Annotated in this window: 4 protein-coding genes; 2 read left to right on the plus strand and 2 right to left on the minus strand. The window is 62.8% G+C overall.

The window, feature by feature from the left end; translation table 11 throughout:
• Positions 1–66: 66 nt before the first annotated feature.
• Positions 67–1209 (plus strand): MFS transporter, encoded by a 1143-nt coding sequence (locus ACE04F_RS27790; RefSeq protein WP_486110773.1) that lies wholly within the window; start codon positions 67–69, stop codon positions 1207–1209.
• A 39-nt stretch (positions 1210–1248) separates the two neighbouring features.
• On the opposite strand, the gene ACE04F_RS27795 is transcribed toward ACE04F_RS27790, so the two are convergent.
• Together ACE04F_RS27795 and ACE04F_RS27800 are read right to left on the minus strand one after the other, a co-directional pair.
• Positions 1249–2814, minus strand: a complete 1566-nt coding sequence (locus ACE04F_RS27795) for a phospholipase D family protein (protein ID WP_486110775.1) — start codon at positions 2812–2814, stop codon at positions 1249–1251.
• 62 nt (positions 2815–2876) lie between these two features.
• A complete protein-coding gene (locus tag ACE04F_RS27800) occupies positions 2877–4310 on the minus strand; it encodes an aminotransferase-like domain-containing protein (protein WP_486110777.1) in 1434 nt (477 codons plus the stop codon).
• A 178-nt stretch (positions 4311–4488) separates the two neighbouring features.
• Between ACE04F_RS27800 and ACE04F_RS27805 the strand changes: the two genes are divergently transcribed.
• Entirely contained in the window at positions 4489–4734 is a 246-nt protein-coding gene (locus ACE04F_RS27805; RefSeq protein WP_305497928.1) for a DUF1127 domain-containing protein, read from the plus strand.
• The last annotated feature ends 43 nt before the right edge of the window (positions 4735–4777 follow it).

The following is a 4777-nucleotide window of genomic DNA, read 5'->3' on the forward strand; positions in this document are numbered from 1 at the left end:
CAGGCTCGCTCCCACATTGTTTTGTGGTGATGCCTGGAGTCGATAGTTAGCCACAGGAGCGTGGAAATGCGTTGGGCGACCTATTTCGCCGTGTTGGCCTCTGTCCTGAGCGTCGGCCTTGCCCTCGGCGTAAGCATGCCCCTGGTGTCGCTGCGCCTGGAGGGCTGGGGTTACGGCTCGTTTGCCATTGGCGTCATGGCGGCGATGCCGGCCGTTGGCGTACTGGTCGGGGCCAAGATATCGAGCCGGCTGGCGGCGCATTTCGGTACGGCGGCGCTGATGCGCCTGTGCCTGTGGGGCGGTGCGGTGTCCATCGGGTTGTTGGCGCTGTTGCCCAGCTATCCGGTCTGGCTGCTCTTGCGGCTGTTGATCGGAGTCGTGCTGACATTGGTGTTCATTCTCGGCGAGAGCTGGATCAACCAGTTGGTCATCGAACAATGGCGCGGACGGCTGGTGGCGCTGTACGGGGCCAGTTACGCCTTGAGCCAATTGTCCGGCCCGCTGCTGCTCGGTGCGCTGGGGACCGACCATGACTACGGGTTCTGGGTGGGTGTCGGGCTGCTATTGATCGCCCCGTTGTTGCTGCTTGGGCGCAGCGGTGCGCCTGCCAGTGAGGCGGGCAGCGTTACCTTCGGTGATTTGTGGGAATTTTGCCGGGGTCTGCCGGCGATCGGGTGGGCGGTGTCGTTGTTCGCCGCATTCGAGGCGATGATCCTGACGCTGCTGCCGGTCTATTGCCTGCGCCAAGGCTTCAGTGCCGATATTGCGCTGGCGATGGTCAGCACGGTGGTGGTCGGCGACGCCCTGTTGCAACTGCCCATTGGCGCCCTGGCCGATCGCCTGTCGCGCCGGTCGTTGTTCACCGGCTGCGCGGTGGCACTGATGTTGTCCAGCCTCGCGGTGCCCCTGCTGATCGATACCTTGTTGATCTGGCCGCTGTGGGTGCTGTTTGGCGCCAGCGCGGGTGGGCTGTTTACCTTGTCGCTGATCCTGATCGGCGAGCGCTACCGCGATGATGCGCTGGTGCGGGCCAACGCACATGTTGCGCAGCTGTGGGGGATCGGCTGCCTGGTCGGGCCGCTGGTGGCGGGGGCGGGCAGCCAGTGGGTCAGCGGCCATGCGCTGCCGTTGTTCATGGCGGCGGGGGCGTTCGGCCTGGTCATCCTGTTGTTGCGCCAAGGGGCGTTCGGCGCGACACAAACCGCTTGAGCACATCCAGATACCCGGTGGCTCAAGAGTGTCCAGATTCTAAAGCATCCGCTCCAACCCGATCGTCGTGGCGAACCAGGCATTGAAGCGGCGCCACCAACTGCCCGGTTCGCGATCCAGGTCGTGCAGCTTGCCGTTGTCCTCGGTGGTCCAGACCAGTCTTTCATCCTCCAGGCGGGCCTGATAACTCAGGGTCGGGGCCATGCCCTGCAAAGCCAGCTCGCGAACCTGGCCGGCGAGTTCCGGGCTGTCCACCAGTACGCCGACCTCGGTGTTCCAGAGCACTGAGCGAGGATCGAAATTGAACGAGCCAATGAACGACTTCCGCTGATCGAAGATGATCGCCTTGCTGTGCAGGCTGGAGTCCGATTCGCCATAAGACTTGCTGTAGAACAGATGTGGGCTGCCGCCGCTGTCGCCGGGTTGGCGGCGCAACTCGAACAGCCGTACGCCATGTTGCAGCAAGGCCTTGCGATACGGCGCGTAGCCGCCGTGCACCGCCGGCACATCGGTGGCTTCCAGCGAATTGGTCAAGAGGCTCACGGAGACCCCGGCATCGGCACGGCTGGTCAGGTACACCAGCCCTGGCTGTCCGGGCACGAAGTAGGCGGAGATCATGATCAGTTCCTTGCTGACGCCGGTCAGCTCCGGCCCCAGCTGTGTGGTCAGCAGCAATCGAGGGTCTGGCTCATCCTTGGCCAGTACCTTGCTGGGCGCATCCCACAGCGCCTGGTTCCAGGCCCAGATCAACTGGCCGCGCCAGATGTCCAGGCGCGGCTGGGTCTTGTAGGCGGTCAGTTGCTGATAGAGCGTCTGGTTTTCCTTGTGCGTCTGCTCCAGCGAAGCTTGCAGGCGCAAGCGGCTGTTCTCCAGGTCCTTGGGGGTCGGTCGATGGGAAAGGAATTGTTCGATCGGTTTGCTCAGCGCGCTGTTCCAGTATTGGTCGAAGCTGTGTCCCAGTTGCTCGGCCACCGGGCCGACGCCGAGCAGGTCGATGTCGGTGAAGTTCAGGTTGGGTTCGGCATCGAAATATTCGTCCCCGAGGTTGCGGCCGCCGACGATGGCCATGCTGTTGTCCGCCAGCCAGAGTTTGTTGTGCATCCGACGATGCTGCAGCGACAGGTTGAACAGGCGCCCCAGGCTGCGGGTCACGCCGGTGGCGCGGCCAAGATGCAACGGGTTGAACAGGCGAATCTGGATATTCGGGTGCGCGGCCAGGGTCGCGATGACTTGCTCCTGGCCGTCACTGGTGGTGTCGTCCAGCAGGATCCGCACGCGCACCCCACGGTCCGCTGCCTTGAGCAGTTCGTCCACCAGCATGCGCGTGCTGATGCCGTCATGAACGATGTAGTACTGCAAATCCAGGCTGCTTTGAGCGTTGCGAATCAGCTCGGCCCGTGCGGTGAAGGCTTCGGTGCTGTCGGACAGCAGGCGAAAGCCTGAGCGGCCCTCGTGCGGGGCGGCCTGTTGCGCCACCGAGCGGCCGAACGCTGAGCCGGAGGCCGGCAACGCCTGGGAGGGTTCGCGGGTGACATCAAGACTGGCGCAGCCGCCCAACAGCGAGGCGACTAGCATTAGCGCGTACAGGATCGGTCTGGATCTCACGTAGGCTCGTTCCGATTGTTTGCGTGGGTCGGCTGTTGAATGCGGCTTCCCTGCCTACACGGTCAGACGGTGTCCCGCTGGGTTTCGTTCAACAACGCAATAGCCACGGCACCGACCTTGCGCACCGCATCCTCGATCTGTGCCGTTGGCTTGGCAGCGTAGTTCATGCGCAGGCAATTGCGATACTTGCCCGAGGCCGAAAAGATACTGCCGACGGCGATCTGCACGCCTTGGTCGTGCAGCATCCGGTTGAGCTTCAATGTGTCGAAGCCCTCGGGCAATTCGACCCACAGCATGAAGCTGCCGCGGGGACGACTGGCGCGGGTGCCTGCCGGGAAATAGCGGCTGACCCAATCAATCATCACGTCACGATTGCGCTGGTATTGGCTGCGCATCCGCCGCAAATGCGGTTCGAAATGTCCGCTTTTGAGAAATTCCGCGATGGCTATCTGGGGTTGCGGCGCGGTCGAGCCGGTGCTGATGTATTTCATGTGCAGCACCCGTTCCAGATACCGCCCCGGCGCTACCCAGCCGACCCGGAGGCCCGGGGCAAGGGTCTTGGAAAAAGAACTGCAGAGCAGGACGCGACCATCGTCGTCGAAGGACTTGATGGTGCGAGGACGCGGATAGGTGTAGGCCAATTCCCCATACACATCGTCTTCGATAATCGCCACATCGAAGCGCTGCGCCAGGGTCAGCAGAGCGCGCTTGTTGGCCTCAGGCATGATGTAGCCCAGCGGATTGTTGCAGCTGGGGGTCAACTGTATGGCTTTGATTGGCCATTGCTCCAGCGCCAGCTCCAGCGCTTCCAGGCTGATGCCGGTGAGCGGATCGGTGGGTATTTCCAAGGCCTTCATGCCCAGGCCCTTCAGCGTTTGCATGGCGCCGTGGAAGCTGGGGGAGTCCACCGCAACGATGTCGCCCTGCTCGCAGGTGGCGCGGATGCTGACCGACAACGCCTCGTGGCAACCGGTGGTGACGATCAGGTCGCTGGCGCCGAGTTGGCAGCCGGAGTCCAGGGACAGCCGGGCGATCTGTTCACGCAGTTCGAGGTTGCCGTAGATATTGTCGTAGTACAGGCCGGGCATGTCTTGGCGCCGGCTGATCTGCGCCAGGCTGCGCAGCAACGGTTTCATGGTCGGTGAATGGATATCCGGCATGCCGCGGCCCAACTGTACGACATCCTTGCGCGGCACCGCGCGTATCAGCTCCAGCACCTGGTCCCATTGGGAGATGTCCACCGGGCGCTGGGCCGGGCGTCCAACCGCTGGCAGGTCCGGCAGCTCGCGGCTGACCGGGACGAAATAGCCGGACTTGGGTTTCGGCATCGCCAGTCCGCTGTCTTCCAGGACGCGATAGGCCTGCTGCACAGTACTCAGGCTGACCCCGTGTTCGGTGCTCAAGGCACGCACCGACGGCAGCCGGTCGCCGGGGCGGTAGAAGCCCTGTTCGATGCGGGTGCCGAGCAATTCGGCGAGGTTCACGTAAAGAGTCATGGTGCATCCCCGATGAGATGAAAACGCCAACCGATACAGATGAGCCGCAAAACTACAATTCAGTGCGCAAAATGCTCATTCTGTATGGCTTTAAAAGGTAGTGGTTGAATCTGTATTGAATCTGGCCGTCCGCGCATCATGAAAGCTCTGGCTACCCAAGTAAACAGGAGCGATCAAAATGAACGGCTTGAGCGATGTACGGCTGACGTTACACAGCCAGGAACTGGCGGCGGGGCAGGAAAAGGGGCTGCGTGATGCCATGCTGCGCAATGCCCCGTCCGGCTTGAGCCGCTGGGGCCTGTTCTGGCATCGTCTGCATACACGCAAGGCCTTGTTGGAGCTGACAACCGAACAGTTGCGCGATATCGGCCTGAGCCGGGAGCAGGCCCGGGCGGAAGGGTTGAAGCCGTTCTGGCGGCTCTGAAGCGTAATCACACAAACCTGTGGCGGGGGGGGGGGGGGGGGGG

Source organism: Pseudomonas sp. AGC41, from assembly GCF_057334555.1.

What these genes read in the sequence shown, in the direction of transcription:
- ACE04F_RS27790 (WP_486110773.1), top strand. Translation starts at nt 67, where the DNA reads ATGCGTTGGGCGACCTATTTCGCCGTGTTGGCCTCTGTCCTGAGCGTC.
- ACE04F_RS27800 (WP_486110777.1), bottom strand. Translation starts at nt 4,310, where the DNA reads ATGACTCTTTACGTGAACCTCGCCGAATTGCTCGGCACCCGCATCGAA.
- ACE04F_RS27805 (WP_305497928.1), top strand. Translation starts at nt 4,489, where the DNA reads ATGAACGGCTTGAGCGATGTACGGCTGACGTTACACAGCCAGGAACTG.